The sequence below is a fragment of the Thiocapsa sp. C2-2m genome (assembly GCF_041903745.1).
In the GTDB taxonomy this organism is placed as follows: Bacteria; Pseudomonadota; Gammaproteobacteria; order Chromatiales; family Chromatiaceae; genus Thiocapsa; species Thiocapsa roseilacustris.
This window is the reverse complement of record NZ_JBBWVD010000065.1, coordinates 1-13,970: the sequence shown is the minus strand read 5'-3', so window position 1 is coordinate 13,970 and position 13,970 is coordinate 1. Positions and strand designations below refer to the sequence as shown.

Below are 13,970 nucleotides of genomic sequence, written 5' to 3'. Positions count from 1 at the left end.
TGAGGAACGAACCCCAGCATCCGCGGATTTTCAACCGGTTGAAATGCCGGGGTTCGCAAGCTCACCCCGGCCTACGCCATGCTGTCTTTCGGCCCATCGCAGGAATATTTGCACAGTCTCGAAGCGTGGGAGTGAACTCCTACTGGGCGTGGCTAACTCGCTCCCGCGTCCCCTCCACACCAACTCGCTCCACGCTCTGCGCGGGAGTGTCCAGGTCGTCGTCACCACCGAGATCGTCATCGTACCGTTGCAAACCCCCGGGTCCGCCGACTTCAGTCGGCAACCGGGGGGGCGGACTTCAGTCCGCCGTCCTCGGGTCCGCCGACTTCAGTCGGCACGTGGGGAGGCGGATTTCAGTCCGCCGCCCGGGTGCACTCGGGCGACTAAAGTCACCCGCCCCAGTTGCCGACTGAAGTCGGCGGACCCGGGCCGAAACAATGATGGCCTGACAACGCACGTCACCCGCCGAGGTGCTCGGTCTCTGGCTCGTGACTCGGAGCGTGGGAGTGTGGCCGGGACGCTCCGCGTGCCTGCCGCCGGGGCGTTGCACTGTGCCGGGCGGGCGGTCGTTGTCGTCGGTGATCCGGCGCGGTCTGTGCGCTCGGGGCTAGCCCGTGACGCGGAGCGTTGGGGCTACCCGAGGTCGCCGGACTTACCGGCGTCATCTCCGATCAGATCCTCCAGGCTGGCGGCATCGAAGATGCCGTCGAGCCAGGTGTCCAGTTGCGCAACCGGCGCGGCGTCGATGCGCTGCTCGGCTCGGGCAGGCAAGGGACCGAATCGGCGCGTGAGAAGGCGCTTGAGGCTTTCGGCCTTGCCCTCGGCTTTACCCTCGGCTTTACCCTCGGCCTTGCCATCCGTCTTACCCTTGACCTCGCCCTCGGCATAAATCTATTGATACGCCTTCGTCTCCTGAATCGGGGTCATCAATTTCAGCATCGCCCGGAACTCCTGCACGGTCAGTCCGCGAAATGTTCAGCCGTCCTGCAATTCCAAACGACGCTCGATGCGTTCGATTCGGGCGACGAGTTGATCGGTGTGCGCGTGCTGCTCGACGATTTCGCCATACATGTGCGCCAAATCACGCCGCATACCGGCAGCCGTCAGCTCCAAGTTGCTGATGCGCGATTCGATTCGAGCAAAGCGCTCGGTGTGTTTGTCCTGTGTTGCACGAATCGCGCGCAGGTTCTCGAGTACGAGGCTGTCGATGTTGTCGGTCATGGCCCACTCCCGGTCGTGCTCTTGGTCGTGATCATCGGTTACGACAATTTGCTCTGTGGCCGCGGATATCAACGAGATGCTGGAACGATTGCGCGGTTTGCGCCAGCTCGCGCCAGGGCTAAATATCCACACAGCGTACCCTATAAGAGGCGATTGCCGGCTCGGCCCTTGCCCTCAGCCGGCCCGAAGGTCATGGAAGCGTTTCTTCAACAGACCCTCCAGCGGCGTCTGCTCCAGGGTGCGCACAATGGCCGCGCTGGCGCCGCCGCAGCCGTAGGGGTTCTGGCTATTTGCGAGGCGCCTCTTGAAGTCCGGTGACTCCAGATGCCGCAGCGCCGCCAGGATCGAGGTGCGCGTCGGCTCGCAGTCGAGGACGCTGTCGGCCTTGAGACGCCCGCGTTGGCGGTCGCCGATGTTGATGGTGGCTTTCTTGAAGCTCGGCACCTCGGTCAGTCCGCTGGATGAGTTACCGACGACCGCGTCGACTTGGGCGACGGTCGAGAGATAACGCAGCTGGCCGAGGGTAGTAAACGCCTTGGCCTGTTCTGGATGACGCGCGACGAAGTCCTGGATCATCCGGATCAGCCCGCGGCCTTCGGTATCGGCGTTGGGCATGGTGAAGATGAGATGGGTGTCGTCGAGGGTCTCCAGCGCGGCCAGAAGCTCGGCCATCTGGTCCACCGCAGTGCCCTGCTCGAGGGTGACCGGGTGGAAGGTGATCAGAAGATTCCGGTTACCGAGCTTGAAGTCGAGTGCGGTCTCAAGGGTTGGGCGATCGAGCAGGTCGAGCCTGCGAATACTGTCGATGCCGAGCCCGCCGACCAGAGAGACGCGCTCCGGGTCTTCGCCGAGTTGGATGACGCGCCGGCGATAGTCCTCGGCGGCGACGAAGTGCAGGTGCGCCATCTTGGTGATCGCATGGCGGATGGCTTCGTCGAAGGCGCCTTCCGTCGTCTCGCCGCCGTGCAGATGGGCGATCGGGATGCGGGCGATCATGGCGGACGCGGCAGCGGCGAAGATCTCGTAGCGGTCGCCGAGCACCAGCAGCAGATCGGGGTTCAGGTCATGCAGGGCATCGGCGAAACCGGTCATGGCCAGTCCCATGGACTTGGTCACGCCCACCGGGGTATCGGAGCTGAGGAGCATCTCGACCTTGCGGTCGATGCGGAAGCCGTCGGTCTCGATCTCTCGGTCGGTCAGGCCGAATTCGGGCGACAGGTGCGCGCCGGTGGCGATGATCTGAAGCTCCAGGCTCTGCGACGCGCGGATGCCTTCCATCACCCAGCGCAGCAGGCCGTATTCGGCGCGGGTGCCGGTGACGATGCAGATGCGTTTGGTCATGAGGCTGTATCGGTATCCGGACGACGGGCGGGATTGAGCCGACTGTCGAAACGAAACGGTTGTTGCGGATGAAAGACGATGGCGTGGAAATCCGGGTGCAGCGGGTTGATGATGATATTGCGCTCTTGTGGCACGACTGCGCTGGGCACGATGAGAAAAGCAGTCTCCATTCGGCGGATCCAGTCTTCGCCGATTTGTTGCAAGAATGGATCTTCATACAGCTTTTGCCATTCAGATGGCAGGCTTGCGATGTCCAACGATTCAGTTCTCGCTTCGTCCGGGATATCGGCACCGATCAGGACATACCGATTGCCGAAATGGATCGGGTCCATGTGTACAAGGTTTTCGAGCACCGTTGTCGCTGCATGCTCGGAGGTGTAGACGGCAAGCAATCCCGGCGGAACCCAACGGCTTCCGACCTTCTGATTTCCGATCCCGCTGAATGCCGTTGCGGCATGACGCTCCGCCGTCAGTCGCCACACCCGCATCAGCTATAGACACCGTACTCAATGCGCGTCAGGACCCGCTCGACCATGTCGGTTCCGGCCTCGGTGTCGAGGAGGCTGATCGGCTTTTCGCCGAGTGCCCGATTGGGGGCTTTCAGCCAATTCGCGGCAATCTCCTCGTCCTCGAAAACCTCGACGGCCCGCGCCTCGATCTTGGCGAGACGATAGAGTCGGTCGGATTCGATCGCGTTGAGGTGTTCATGTTCTTGTTTGCGATGTTTGAAGGTCTGGGTCGACATACCGATCAGGGACAGCAGATCTGATTCTCGAACCCGCAACTTCTTCTGCAGCCGGCCGACACCGGTGACCGGCAACCCACGACGAACCCACATGACCGGGTCGCCGTCGGTCGCCTCGCGGCCAAAAAGAACGACGCGGATGCGTGTCGCGGTATCGTCCCTGAGGATGACGGCAGCTTTGAAATCCGGCCGCCCAACGGGGCTACCCTTGACACCCGTCGCTGGTCGACGTGAATCTTCGGGGGTATCGCGATCATCTTTGGCGACTGTCTTCGCTGTAGTCATCTCGTATCCTACCTGATGGTGCGATTTGATACCCTCTTTGGTAAGCCTATACCTCAATCAGTTCATCCTTGTCGAAATTTCGTCTTGCGCCGTGCCCGACCACCTCGTCCCAACGCATCGGCGAGAGGCCAGTGCCGGGACGTTTGACGGCGAGGTTATCGGCCGTAAAGGTCTCGCCGGCACGGATCGGGGCGGCGGCGACGATGGACTTTCGGGCGATCGGTTTGTTCTTGGCCTCGCTCGGGCTGGGGCGCTTGATGCCGTCGCCCAGTGCGAGCTCGATGTTGCGGATGGCGCGCACCATGGCGGCGAATTCGCCCGGCTCCAGACTGGCCTTGTGGTCCGGACCGGGGAGGTTGCGGTCCAGGGTGAGGTGTTTTTCGATCACCGTCGCGCCGAGTGCGACAGCGGCGATGGGCACTTCGATGCCGGCGGTGTGATCGGAGTAGCCTACGGCCACGCCGAAGGCATCGCGGATGGCCAGCATGGCGCGCAGATTCACGTCCTGCATCGGGGTCGGGTATTCGGTGTTGCAGTGCAGGACGGTGATGCGCTCGCGCGGGGTGCCGGCGGTCTCCAACACATCGATCGCGGCCTCGATCTCGCCGAGGGTGGCCATGCCGGTCGAGAGGATCAGGGGTTTGCCGAAGCCGCCGAGGTGGCGCAGATACGGCAGATTGGTGATCTCGCCGGAGGGGACCTTGAAGCGATCCAGACCCAACTCGGCGAGCAGGTCGAGGCTTGGGATGTCGAAGGCGGTGGAGAAGAAGCCGATGCCGCGTTCGCGGCAATGGGCGATCAGGGTCTCGTGCACGGGGCGGCTCAGCTCCAGCCGGCGGATCATGGCGTGCTGGGACTCGGCCGCGTCGGTGGTGCGTGTTTGATAGTCGGCCTTGGCGGCGGACGTCGTGACCAGACGATCGGCGGAGAAGGTCTGGAATTTGACCAAGTCTGCTCCGGCGTGCGCGGCGACGTCGATCAGACGCTTCGCGAGATCCGGATCGCCGTTATGGTTGACGCCGGCCTCGGCGATGACGAGTGTGTGTCGTGGTGTCATGTCGGGGAGCGCAGTATGGAGTTCGGTTGAAGATCCCGCAGGACAAGCTGCCCCGCGCCGATGACGGAGTTTGATCCGACGACGACGCCTTCACGCAGGATGGCGCCGCTGCCGACGAAGGTGCCGGTCCCGACCCGCGCACTGCCATTGATGCGAGCACCGGTGGAGATGTGGCAATGCGGCTCGATTACGGCGTCGTGCTCGATCAGGGATTGGCTGTTGAGGATCACGTTTCGACCGACCCGGGCACCGGCATTGACGATGGCGCCGTGCATGACGATGGTGCCCTCGTCGATGTCGGCATGCCGAGAGACGTGGGCGATGGGCGAGACAATGACCGGCAAAGTGGCCATGAGTTGCTTGGCCTTGATCATAATCCCGGCCAGCGGCCGACGAATCGTGCGTAGTCAGGGCTTCCAGCCCTGATTCTGTCAGGCCAGGATGGCCTGACTACGCAGTCACGCGGCCGTGTGGTCGGAGTTATGAACATGGCCAGTTGCTTGAGTTGCGCGAACAATCGGATGCGGACATCGGGTGTCTTGATCTGGCCGACGGTGATCAGTGCGTTGGGATGCTGCGCCAGCAAGGCGGGCAGATCGTCGTCGGCACCGAGGATCGGGTAGCCGAGAACGGACTCGTTTCCTTCATGCTGCGGCTGCACGATGCCGGCGACGGCGTAACGCCCTTGCGCCTCGATCACGTCGATGCAGGAGCGGCAGTGACCTCCGCCGCCGATCAGGAGCAATGGGATCATCGTTGGTAAAACACCCGCCCCACACGCCGAATGTGCTCCAGGAGCGCTTCGTCCTGGATCGCGGCAAGGCGTGAAAGGTCGATCTGGTAAGGGAGCAGCAGGTCGTCGAGCTGGGTTTCCAGCGCCAGTACTTGGATGTCGTCGAGTTGTCGTCCCTCAAGGACAAGGTCGATATCCGAGCCACGGCCGTAGGTCCCCTTGGCTCTGGATCCGTAAAGCAGTGCACGCTCGACCGCGGGGCAGGCGTCAAGCAGGGTGCGAATCCGGTCGATCACCGATTGGGACAATCCGCAGGTGTCCGGGGTGATGTCAGCCGTCGGCATGATCGGCGAGATCAAGCATGCGGGTTTGGAAGGCGTCGAACAAGGTGATGTAGCGCGTGCAGATGATCTCGATTAGTTGCTTCGCGGTAGTCTCGTCATAGGTGTGCGAAGAGCGGTTTCTGCTCTTGATGGTCTCCATCCAAGTCTCGCCGTCGACGACTAGACCGCGGCGGAACGCTTCGCGGATGGCGTCACGCGAGCCGGTGATCGCGGTGTTGCCTTGGTACTCGAAGTAATCCTTCATGACATTCCAGGCGAGCTCATGGGTAAACTCGAACGCCTTGATGAGCCCTTGCTGTTCGAGCGGGGTTAAAGATCGTTCCGCGGCAAGGCCCACGGCGTCGCTCAGTTGCCCGAAAGCGCGCCGGTAATTGGCAAAGCGTTGCTTCCAGCGAATGTCGATAGCCGGTTCGGAGGTCATGGACGCATACCTGATTTCCGTTTATGCGCAAATGACGCCAATCGTCGTCGCGAAGCGGCGACCCGCCCCGGGATAGACGACTTGCAGTCGTCCTCTTCCCTGGCGAGACCGCGGCAAGGCCCTCACGGCGCTCACTTCGGCGTTTGACTTCCGCCCGTTGCTCGTCACTCCGCCCATCGTGGCACTTGGCGCAGAGCGCCAAGAGCATGCGTGACACCGCAGAGCGGGTGTCACGAGCGACTGATGTTGCCTCGCCGCCAGACATGAGTCCGGTGAGTCAGTCACAGGCTTCTGATTCGGCATTGCTTGAGATCGGTTACGACCCTCGGTTCAATCGGCAACTCAAGCTCGTCCCCGGTTGACGCGATGAAGCACATCAGGGTATCCCTTGCGATATCCAACTCGACCAATTCGCCTGTGGCATCGGGCCAATTGAGCAGTAGATGTCCATCGCGGGAGAGAAAGAGCGCGACATCGAGGTCCGCAAAGTCGGCAAGCGCCAGCAAACGCTCCAATCCGAGCAGGGTGTCTTCCGTGAGTGCTCGTCCATAACCCTGATCCCAGCCATCGGCGAAGGTCGCCAGACGCTTCAGCCGCTCGGCCGCTTGAGCACCGAGTTTTACAGCGATTGTCTCGGCGACACGCTCCAGCGGATCAGAGGGATCAGTCCGCTCGGCGATGACGAGTGTGTGTCGTGCGGTCATGTCGGGGAGCGCAGGATGGTCTTCGGCGGAAGGTTCCGCAGGACAAGCTGACCCGCGCCGATAACCGAGTTTGATCCGACAACGACGCCTTCACGCAGGATGGCGCCGCTGCCGACGAATGAGGCCGCCCCGACACGTGCACCGCCATTGATGCGTGCACCGGTTGAGATGTGGCAATGCGCCTCGATTACGTCGATGCAGGAGCGGCAGTGCCCTCCGCCGCCGATCAGGAGCAATGGGATCATCGTCGGTAAAACACCCGCCACACACACCGAATGTGCTCCAGAAGCGCTTCTTCCCGTTCCTGGATCGCGTCAAGGCGTGAAAGGTCGATGGTGCAGCGCACCCACTGATAATGAAATCGGCTTCTTTTAGTCACCCTATCGTTACACGCTGTGATTTGGTCGGATCGCGCCGTTCCGGAGGTAGGTCTAGAGTAGAGCGATTCAACGGGACGACGAGTCGTGCTTGCGGCAGATTCGTTCGGACTTCCCAGAAGTCTCCACCCCAAACACTCTGGTAAAACCCTTTTAGATAGTTATCCTGAATTCTCATTAAAGCCAGTAGAAAATCGGTTTCGTCACGGGCACCGAACGTGATGATCGCATTGAACTGAGCCAGATCGTCCGCCTCTAGCTGGCCAATAATTTTTTCAATCAGATAATCGAGTCGCTTCGCCTCGTCGGCTTCGAACCAGTCAGCCCAGAGAATCAGATCCCGTTGGATGTCATCGGGATTCTGCGCAACCAGGCACTTGACCTTAAAGGGGCCTCGCTCCTGTTCGATTGTCTCGAGCGATCGAGCGATCTCTAAAGCGAGATTTCGCATAGGTCCTCCACCAGTGTTCTCGCCGCAGCAAGCATGCCGCGCGCGTCGGCTTCAACTGCTCTTCTCGGATCTTCGTAACGATTGGTTTCCTTCATCGAGCAGCATAGTGTTTCCGTCGCGGCGTCAATGCATTAAGACGGCCTGGGGCGAAACGGCAATCGTCAAGACTCTCAAACAAAACCGGCACTGCTCGGGAGATTGATGATCCGTCGCTCCAGCGACTCGGCGACCGGCAGGGGCGCGCGCGGACAGTCGAGAAACGGCGCGAGCCGGTGCATCAGGGTCCAGACCGGGCGAGTCATGACGCCGGCGGCGTTGGTGGCTTCCAGGATGGCATCGCGCTGCTCGGCGACGGAGTCGTCCAGCAGAAGCGTCTGGAGCCAGTAGTTGCTGCGGCACCCGGCGGGCTCGGCCATGATCCGGACGTGCGGCAGGGTGCTGAAAACGGCGCGGTAGCGTTCGTAGAGGCGGCGTTTGGAGGCCAGGAATTCAGGCACTTGCTCCAGTTGGGCGCAACCGAGCGCGGCGTTGATGTTGGGCATCCGGTAGTTGAAGCCGACCGCGTCGTGCTCGTAGGCCCAGCGGTGGGGCACCTTGGCCGTGGTGGTCAGGTGTTTGGCGCGTCGGGCGAGGTCGGTGTCGTCGGTCAGGATGGCCCCGCCTCCGCCGGTGGTGATGGTCTTGTTGCCGTTGAAGCTGAGTGTGCCGAGGCGGCCGAGCGTGCCGGTATGGCGGTCGTGATAGATGGAGCCGAGTGATTCGGCAGCGTCTTCGACCAGTGTCAACCGGAACTCGCGGGCCACGGCGAGCAGACCATCCAGGTCGCAGGGGTGGCCGAAGGTGTGCATCGGGACGATGGCGCGGATGCGCCGGCCGGTCAGACGGTTGATGCAGCCCTGCACTGCCGCCGGCTCGGCGATGGTCTGGAGCCGGTCACGCAGCGCGTCCGGATCCAGCCCCAGAGTACGCTCGTTGCTGTCGGCGAAGTGCGGCACGGCCCCGCAATAACGCACGGCGTTGGCGGTCGCGACAAAGGTGAGCGCAGGCACGATGACCTCGTCGTTGGCTTCGACCCCGGCGAGCAGCAGTGCCACATGCAAGGCCGCGGTGCCGTTGACGACCGCGACGGCGTGACGGGCGCCGGTGTAGGCCGCGAGCTCCGCCTCGAATCGGTCGACGTAGCGACCGACCGAGGAGACGAAGGTCGAGTCGATACAGTCCTGCACATAGCGCGACTCGTTGCCGGAGAAGCGTGGCTCGTGCAGGTTGACCGGGCCGGGACCGACGACGTCTCGGATGGCCGCAACAATGGCTTCCGGCAAGCTGTTCACAGGTTGTAGCGGTCCGACTTGTAGAGCGCGAGATGGCGCGGATCGGCGAACCAGGCGGCGGTGTGCTCGAGGCCGCGCCGGAAGCCGTCGAGACCGCCGTACGCGGGCCGCCAGCCGAGGAGATCGGCAGCCTTGCGGTTGTCGGCGAAGAGACGCTCGACCTCGCTCTTCTCGGGGCGCAGACGCTGCACATCGGTCAGGATCTCGATCTCGGCACCCATCACCTCGGCGATGGTCGCCGCCGTGTCGCCGATGGAGATCTCGAAGCTGCTGCCGATGTTGATCACTTCGCCGAGGCCGCGATCGGAGGCCAGCGCGGCGAGGAAACCGGCGACCGTGTCCTCGACATAGTTGAAGTCGCGCGTGGGGTGCAGGGCGCCGAGCTTGAGCCGGCGTTGGCCGTTGGCGATCTGGGTGATGATGGTCGGGATGACGGCGCGCGCGGATTGGCGCGGCCCGTAGGTGTTGAAGGGGCGCAGTACCGTGACCGGCGTGCCGAACGACAGATAGAAGGACAGGGCGATGTGATCCGCGCCGATCTTACTGGCCGAATAGGGCGATTGGCCCTGCAAGGGATGCGCTTCGGTGATGGGCACGAAGCGCGCGGTGCCGTAGACCTCGCTGGTGGAGGTGTGAATGACCTTTTGGACGCCCAGGTCCCGCGCCGCCTGGACTTGGTGTCGACGTAGGTGTCCGGCGAATGATAGGAGTACGGGATCGCGATGAGCGCGGCGAGGTGCAGGACCGCGTCGCAGCCAGTCATGGCGGTGCGCACGCCGTGCGGGTCGCGGATGTCGCCGGCGAAGACCTCGAAGTGTCCGCGCACGTCCTCGGCGCATTGATCGAGCCAACCCCAGGAGTTGAGCTTGGCCTGCAATGCCTCGCGGTCATCGACCAGGATGCTGTACTGGGCAAAGACACTGGTGCGGTCGGGGGTTGGCCAGGGTAGAGGTCGGGGAGTTTTTGCCACGGAAACACACGGAAGGACACGGAAGTTTTTCTCTGTTTCTTCTTTCCGTGTCCGTCCGTGTGTTTCCGTGGCTAATGAATCTTGATAACGGCGCGCGACGGCTTGGCGTTGGGCGATGTCTTGGTCGAAGCGATCGAGCTTGGCGAGGATGACTGCGCATTGGAGGGTATCCATCCGTCCGCCGACGCCGATGCGCGTATGCACATACCGTTTGCTCTGACCGTGAACGCGGATCTCGCGACAGGCTTGGGCGATGGTGTCGTCGCTCGTGAAGATGGCGCCGCCGTCGCCGTAACAGCCCAACGGCTTGCTCGGGAAGATCGAGCGTCTGCACCGATCCGGTATAGACCCATAGGGCAACGCCACCGGTCTCGGCCAGGGCGATCGCGAGTCGGGCATTCGCGGAACCGGCACGCTCGACACACAGATCGACGACGATGTTGACGTCAAGCAAGAGCTCTTTCACGGGGTGCGGCCTTGCTCAAGTCGCGATGCATTGCGCAGATCTGCGGCGGCCCAGCGTTGGCGCTCTTCTTCCGATTCCTCGACATGCGTCTGCGGCTCGGGCGGCTGCCGCGCGTCTTCGGCGATCGCCGCCATCTTCGCTACTTTCTCGCGGACTTCGGGTGGGAAGTCGGCCAGATCATAGGTGGGCGGGATGGGCGTGAGTGTGTCGGCGATTTCTTGATCCGGGATCTCGACACGCACGCGGAATCGCTGGTGTTTGAGCTTCAGCGAGGTCTGAAATTCGAGTCGGCCTTGGTTGTAGATGGCTTCGACTTGCATGGGCGTGCTCTGAGTTTGTTTTTTGGCCACGGAAACACACGGAAGGACACGGAAGGACACGGAAAGGGGGAAATACGTCAAGTATCCTGGCTTGAGCTCGCTTTTCTCTTTTCCGTGTCTTTCCGTGTGTTTCCGTGGCTGAACTCTTTCGGGCTTTCTTTTGCCACGGAAAGACACGGAAAGGGGGAACACTTCATACTCGCTCCTTCTAGGGTTCGTCTCCGGCACTCATGCTCCGCACGGCCTGCAACCAATGGCTTCCGTCCGGACTGATGAGCAGTTGGTCGCCGAGGTCTTCCAACATCCGAAGGTCGACGATGCGCGCCAGCAACGGTTGTGTCTGCTCGGCGACCGTTGGACCAAATCGGCGTCGCACCAGACGGACCAGGATGTGGCGGGTTGCTTCGCGACCTTGTTCCAAGCCTTGTTCCAAGCCTTGTTCCAAGCCTTCTCGTTTCCACTGATCGGTCCAGGTTTCCAGATTCTCGGCCAACATGTGATACACCTCGCTGAGTTCGCCAAGGGGTGGCAGTGGCACGCCGGGCAGCCGCTTGGGCAGGAAGACGCGACCGAACCAGACCGCGAAGTCACGGCGCAGACCGGTCTGTTCCGGCGCCTTGAGCCAGTCGAGCAAGGCGTGCACGATGCCCATCGCCTCGCCCGCGCCGCGGCTGGCCTCGAGCCGAAACAGGGCCGCACTGAGGTTGCGCTCGGGCAGGGAGCCGGCGTTGGCGATGCGCTGCTCGTCGAGCAGCAGGTAAGCCTGTCGCGGGCGATAGCACTCGAGCAGCGGCGGCGCCGGCTCGATGAGCGGCTCCAGCGTCTCGGCAGCGCGCCAGGGCGTGACACCATTGTAGAGCACCACGGGGAGAACCGGGGGCAGGCGCCCTGCGGCACTCAGGGTCCCGGCGCGAACGAGATCCTGGTAGAGCAGCCCGAGGTAGGTCTGGATGCGCACCGCCATCCAAGGATCGACGGTGGATTGGAATTCCAGCAGCAGGTAGACGTAGAGCCAGTCGGGGCCCCAGCGCAGGCGCCAGACGATGTCGTCGGCGCGGTCGCGCAGGTCGTCGGTCACATAGCTGCCGCTGCAGCGCTCCAGGGTCCCCAGGTCGAGCGCTTGCACCCAGGGGCCGGGCACGAAGCCGCGCAACAGGTCGCGCACCATGGCAGCGTGGCTGTAGAGCAGTTTGTAGCCGCTGTCGTGGGTGGGGTCGCGCCGCTGTGTCTTGGATGTCTTCGGTGTCTTCATGTGGCCGAACGATTGCCCTCGCTTTTCCCTCGTTCCCTAGGGTTCCTTGACGAACAACTTTCTGCGCGCGTGAGTCAAGTTTAAGCCGGCGCAAGTTTGGCCTGTTCGAACAGGTCCGCGAGGGCCTGTTGCAGCCGACCCATGGCGGTGGCGATGGGCCGGTTGGGCGCTTTGGGGCAGCCGTCGAACAATTGGGACAACCCCGGTCGCAGGATGCGGCTGTGGACCTTGGTGAAGAACAGGGCCACCCGCAGACCCGCATCGGTGACCCGATAGCGATGGCTCTGCGGGATCCGTTCGATGAGGCCATGCAGCCGCAGTCGGCGCAGATCATAGGTCATCCGGCCGGGTGAATAGGCCGCGAGCGGCAGCCCCAAGGCCTGCGCCATCCAGGTGCGCATCCCCGCGTGGCGGAAGCCCTCGGGCAGGGTGAGGAACAGACACAGGGCGGTGAACAGGGCCAACACCCGCGGATCGTCGAGGTGTAACCCGGGGGCGCGTTGCCCGCCGACCACCTGCGGTTGGGTGACCTGATCGAACACCTCCTCGGCCAGCAGACAGTCCTGGCTGAGCGTCTCGACCTCGAGCAATCGGCGGTTGGCGGCAAAGCCGATGGCCCGCAGGGCGGGCAGGTTGTTGAGATTCCGTCCGATGCCGAAGTCGTGGGTGTTGTTGATCGTGGTCTCGGTGCGCAGGGCCCGGCCTTCCTTGAAGGACTGCTTGATCTTGGAGGATTTGTAGCCGACATGCAGCGAAGGGATGACCCCTTGGGTGATGACGCGGGTATGAAAGCTCCCCGGCGTGCGTTTGGTGATCCTCCGATTGAAGATCAGGCTGACCTTCTCGGGTCGTCCAAGATCCAGGTTCTCGCGGATGACCTCCTCGAACAGATGGCGTCCGGACAGCGGCCGGTCGAACACCTGGGTAAGCGCGCGGTGATGCGGGCCTTGGCCTCGATGCCCTGCGGGGTGAGCAGGTAGGCGTAGGCGAGCTTGTTGTCGTTCCGACGGAAGTTCTGGACTTTCACCCAGCCTTGATCGATCACGGCGCGCACGCAGAAGTTGGTGCTGCCCAGACTCACGCCGAGGGCCTTCGCCAGATCGCGTTGGGTGGCGTCGGGGTGCGCCTCCATGTGCTTCAGGACACGGTATTGAAGCTCGTCGGTCATGGCGGTGTGCGTCGCGGGGTGCCGGAGGTGCGAGCGTTGGCGTCGGGCGTCGGGTTCGTAACGCGGAGCGTCGGGGCGACACGCCCGTGCGGAGAGATTGTGAAAGAGTTTCCGCTCGGGATCGAAAAGGACGGTTCCGCGTCGGCTGGGCGGACGTCGGACGCACAACAATCCAGCGGTGACCTCGACCTCGGCGTTGGGCTTCGTTCCTCGGCCCAACCGACGAAGGATTCGTGCACAGTCGGGGAGCCCGGGAGCGAGAGCGGCGCTCGCGGGGCCTCGCTCGGTGGTCCCGGGCGGGCTTGCGGAGGCGCTTCGGAAACGCTACCGCCCTACCCTGTCGTTTTCGGGGTATGGGCGGGGGGTAAATTGTTCAGGCGTTGTACGGCTGCGGTAGGGTAGCCGGTTGGGGGCGGCAGGGCAAGGGCGTAGGGGGTGCGGTGCACCTTTGTTCCCCTCGTTTCCAGGCTCTGAGACTGTGCAGGTATTCGCCGTAGGTCGGGTTAGCGCGGCGTAACCCGACATCCCGGCGCCGCATGTCGGGTGACGGTGCGCGCCAACCTTTTCGTTCTCAAAGGCGACGGTGCCGGCGCACCTAACTCGACCTACGCGATCGGCGCCTCGGTCGACACCGTCGGGGAATACTTGCACAGTCTCTCTGCTTGGGAGCGAGTTCCAGTCTGATTTGCGCCTCTCCCCCGACCCCTCCCTCGCGCGGGAGGGGAGATCGCTTTGATTGGGGGCATCCCGGTCGGGGTATGGACAGCAACAGCCTACGGCATGT

The 13,970-nt window shown here is 63.0% G+C and carries 19 protein-coding genes and 1 pseudogene; all 20 read right to left on the bottom strand.

Annotated elements, in window-relative coordinates; genetic code table 11:
- Positions 1-633: 633 nt before the first annotated feature.
- On the bottom strand, positions 634-891 hold the full coding sequence (locus tag AADX97_RS27425; protein WP_374237246.1) for a DUF4351 domain-containing protein: 258 nt from the start codon (positions 889-891) through the stop codon (positions 634-636).
- 84 nt (positions 892-975) lie between these two features.
- Complete coding sequence (locus AADX97_RS27420) at positions 976-1,221, bottom strand: hypothetical protein (RefSeq protein ID WP_374237245.1); 246 nt, start codon at positions 1,219-1,221, stop codon at positions 976-978.
- A gap of 174 nt (positions 1,222-1,395) precedes the next feature.
- On the bottom strand, positions 1,396-2,562 hold the full coding sequence (gene neuC / locus AADX97_RS27415; protein ID WP_374237244.1) for a UDP-N-acetylglucosamine 2-epimerase: 1,167 nt from the start codon (positions 2,560-2,562) through the stop codon (positions 1,396-1,398).
- The gene (locus AADX97_RS27410; RefSeq protein WP_374237243.1) at positions 2,559-3,050 is read right to left on the bottom strand and encodes an RES family NAD+ phosphorylase; all 492 of its coding nucleotides are present in this window, start codon (positions 3,048-3,050) and stop codon (positions 2,559-2,561) included. Before AADX97_RS27410 ends, neuC begins: the two co-directional genes overlap by 4 nt.
- Positions 3,050-3,592, bottom strand: a complete 543-nt coding sequence (locus tag AADX97_RS27405; protein WP_374237242.1) for an antitoxin Xre/MbcA/ParS toxin-binding domain-containing protein — start codon at positions 3,590-3,592, stop codon at positions 3,050-3,052. The genes AADX97_RS27410 and AADX97_RS27405 overlap by 1 nt, the downstream gene beginning before the upstream one ends.
- Positions 3,593-3,638: 46 nt before the next feature.
- Entirely contained in the window at positions 3,639-4,649 is a 1,011-nt protein-coding gene (neuB, locus tag AADX97_RS27400) for an N-acetylneuraminate synthase (RefSeq protein ID WP_374237241.1), read from the bottom strand.
- On the bottom strand, positions 4,646-5,002 hold the full coding sequence (locus AADX97_RS27395) for a hypothetical protein (protein ID WP_374237240.1): 357 nt from the start codon (positions 5,000-5,002) through the stop codon (positions 4,646-4,648). The genes neuB and AADX97_RS27395 overlap by 4 nt, the downstream gene beginning before the upstream one ends.
- Before the next feature lie 17 nt (positions 5,003-5,019).
- Positions 5,020-5,403: a hypothetical protein gene (locus tag AADX97_RS27390; protein WP_374237239.1), complete on the bottom strand. Its 384-nt coding sequence runs from the start codon at positions 5,401-5,403 to the stop codon at positions 5,020-5,022.
- Complete coding sequence (locus AADX97_RS27385) at positions 5,400-5,726, bottom strand: nucleotidyltransferase domain-containing protein (RefSeq protein ID WP_374237238.1); 327 nt, start codon at positions 5,724-5,726, stop codon at positions 5,400-5,402. Before AADX97_RS27385 ends, AADX97_RS27390 begins: the two co-directional genes overlap by 4 nt.
- Positions 5,713-6,147 (bottom strand): nucleotidyltransferase substrate binding protein, encoded by a 435-nt coding sequence (locus AADX97_RS27380; RefSeq protein ID WP_374237237.1) that lies wholly within the window; start codon positions 6,145-6,147, stop codon positions 5,713-5,715. Before AADX97_RS27380 ends, AADX97_RS27385 begins: the two co-directional genes overlap by 14 nt.
- A gap of 281 nt (positions 6,148-6,428) precedes the next feature.
- The gene (locus tag AADX97_RS27375) at positions 6,429-6,851 is read right to left on the bottom strand and encodes a hypothetical protein (protein WP_374237236.1); all 423 of its coding nucleotides are present in this window, start codon (positions 6,849-6,851) and stop codon (positions 6,429-6,431) included.
- Entirely contained in the window at positions 6,848-7,096 is a 249-nt protein-coding gene (locus AADX97_RS27370; RefSeq protein WP_374237235.1) for a hypothetical protein, read from the bottom strand. The genes AADX97_RS27375 and AADX97_RS27370 overlap by 4 nt, the downstream gene beginning before the upstream one ends.
- Positions 7,097-7,226: 130 nt before the next feature.
- Positions 7,227-7,679: a hypothetical protein gene (locus AADX97_RS27365; protein ID WP_374237234.1), complete on the bottom strand. Its 453-nt coding sequence runs from the start codon at positions 7,677-7,679 to the stop codon at positions 7,227-7,229.
- Positions 7,680-7,849: 170 nt separating this feature from the next.
- On the bottom strand, positions 7,850-9,010 hold the full coding sequence (locus AADX97_RS27360; RefSeq protein ID WP_374237233.1) for a LegC family aminotransferase: 1,161 nt from the start codon (positions 9,008-9,010) through the stop codon (positions 7,850-7,852).
- The gene (locus AADX97_RS27355) at positions 9,007-9,849 is read right to left on the bottom strand and encodes a GDP-mannose 4,6-dehydratase (RefSeq protein ID WP_374237232.1); all 843 of its coding nucleotides are present in this window, start codon (positions 9,847-9,849) and stop codon (positions 9,007-9,009) included. Before AADX97_RS27355 ends, AADX97_RS27360 begins: the two co-directional genes overlap by 4 nt.
- A pseudogene (locus tag AADX97_RS27350) lies at positions 9,744-10,379 on the bottom strand (DegT/DnrJ/EryC1/StrS family aminotransferase); the annotation flags it as partial. The pseudogene AADX97_RS27350 and the gene AADX97_RS27355, both read right to left, overlap by 106 nt.
- A 63-nt stretch (positions 10,380-10,442) precedes the next feature.
- The gene (locus tag AADX97_RS27345) at positions 10,443-10,766 is read right to left on the bottom strand and encodes a hypothetical protein (RefSeq protein ID WP_374237231.1); all 324 of its coding nucleotides are present in this window, start codon (positions 10,764-10,766) and stop codon (positions 10,443-10,445) included.
- Between the two features lie 208 nt (positions 10,767-10,974).
- A complete protein-coding gene (locus tag AADX97_RS27340; RefSeq protein WP_374237230.1) occupies positions 10,975-12,018 on the bottom strand; it encodes an Rpn family recombination-promoting nuclease/putative transposase in 1,044 nt (347 codons plus the stop codon).
- Positions 12,019-12,098: 80 nt separating this feature from the next.
- Positions 12,099-12,938 carry a hypothetical protein gene (locus AADX97_RS27335; protein WP_374237229.1) on the bottom strand — a complete coding sequence of 280 codons (840 nt, stop codon included), beginning with the start codon at positions 12,936-12,938 and terminating at the stop codon, positions 12,099-12,101.
- Positions 12,848-13,186, bottom strand: coding sequence for a MarR family EPS-associated transcriptional regulator (locus tag AADX97_RS27330; RefSeq protein ID WP_374237227.1), 339 nt, complete (start codon positions 13,184-13,186; stop codon positions 12,848-12,850). Before AADX97_RS27330 ends, AADX97_RS27335 begins: the two co-directional genes overlap by 91 nt.
- Between the last annotated feature and the right edge of the window lie 784 nt (positions 13,187-13,970).

Coding starts and splice junctions, on each gene's coding strand:
- AADX97_RS27395 (WP_374237240.1), bottom strand. CDS start 5,002: ATGGCCACTTTGCCGGTCATTGTCTCGCCCATCGCCCACGTCTCTCGG.
- AADX97_RS27390 (WP_374237239.1), bottom strand. CDS start 5,403: ATGATCCCATTGCTCCTGATCGGCGGCGGAGGTCACTGCCGCTCCTGC.
- neuC (WP_374237244.1), bottom strand. CDS start 2,562: ATGACCAAACGCATCTGCATCGTCACCGGCACCCGCGCCGAATACGGC.
- AADX97_RS27365 (WP_374237234.1), bottom strand. CDS start 7,679: ATGCGAAATCTCGCTTTAGAGATCGCTCGATCGCTCGAGACAATCGAA.
- AADX97_RS27370 (WP_374237235.1), bottom strand. CDS start 7,096: ATGATCCCATTGCTCCTGATCGGCGGCGGAGGGCACTGCCGCTCCTGC.
- AADX97_RS27330 (WP_374237227.1), bottom strand. CDS start 13,186: ATGACCGACGAGCTTCAATACCGTGTCCTGAAGCACATGGAGGCGCAC.
- AADX97_RS27410 (WP_374237243.1), bottom strand. CDS start 3,050: ATGCGGGTGTGGCGACTGACGGCGGAGCGTCATGCCGCAACGGCATTC.
- AADX97_RS27405 (WP_374237242.1), bottom strand. CDS start 3,592: ATGACTACAGCGAAGACAGTCGCCAAAGATGATCGCGATACCCCCGAA.
- AADX97_RS27355 (WP_374237232.1), bottom strand. CDS start 9,849: ATGCGCCGAGGACGTGCGCGGACACTTCGAGGTCTTCGCCGGCGACAT.
- AADX97_RS27380 (WP_374237237.1), bottom strand. CDS start 6,147: ATGACCTCCGAACCGGCTATCGACATTCGCTGGAAGCAACGCTTTGCC.
- AADX97_RS27345 (WP_374237231.1), bottom strand. CDS start 10,766: ATGCAAGTCGAAGCCATCTACAACCAAGGCCGACTCGAATTTCAGACC.
- AADX97_RS27375 (WP_374237236.1), bottom strand. CDS start 6,851: ATGACCGCACGACACACACTCGTCATCGCCGAGCGGACTGATCCCTCT.
- neuB (WP_374237241.1), bottom strand. CDS start 4,649: ATGACACCACGACACACACTCGTCATCGCCGAGGCCGGCGTCAACCAT.
- AADX97_RS27385 (WP_374237238.1), bottom strand. CDS start 5,726: ATGCCGACGGCTGACATCACCCCGGACACCTGCGGATTGTCCCAATCG.
- AADX97_RS27340 (WP_374237230.1), bottom strand. CDS start 12,018: ATGAAGACACCGAAGACATCCAAGACACAGCGGCGCGACCCCACCCAC.
- AADX97_RS27420 (WP_374237245.1), bottom strand. CDS start 1,221: ATGACCGACAACATCGACAGCCTCGTACTCGAGAACCTGCGCGCGATT.